The organism is Shewanella sp. MBTL60-007 (assembly GCF_019654915.1).
Lineage (GTDB): Bacteria > Pseudomonadota > Gammaproteobacteria > Enterobacterales > Shewanellaceae > Shewanella.
The window spans coordinates 1-253 of the sequence record NZ_BPET01000217.1; the positions used below are offsets into that span (position 1 = coordinate 1).

A 253-nucleotide genomic window follows, 5' to 3' on the forward strand; every position below is an offset into this window, starting at 1 on the left:
GCAGCTTCACCTTTGGTAACTACACTTATGCCAACGGCGTGATCAGCTGGACAGAAACCGCGCCTGCTGAAGGCGACAGCATCACCGTCACCGCCACCCAAACCGATAAGGCTGACAACACCTCGGCTCAAGGTAGCGACACCGCAACCGTTGCTGATGAAACCGCGCCAAATGCGCCAACGGTATTGATTGTTGATGATGGCAACCCAGGCGATGGCCTGCTCACCCAAGCTGAAATTGGTGCTGATGACGT

General features: G+C 55.7%; 1 protein-coding gene. It reads left to right on the forward strand.

Annotation, left to right across the window (positions count from 1 at the left end):
• A partial coding sequence (locus tag K5Q92_RS24120; protein WP_220771288.1) for a hypothetical protein occupies positions 1–253 on the forward strand: 253 nt, incomplete at both ends.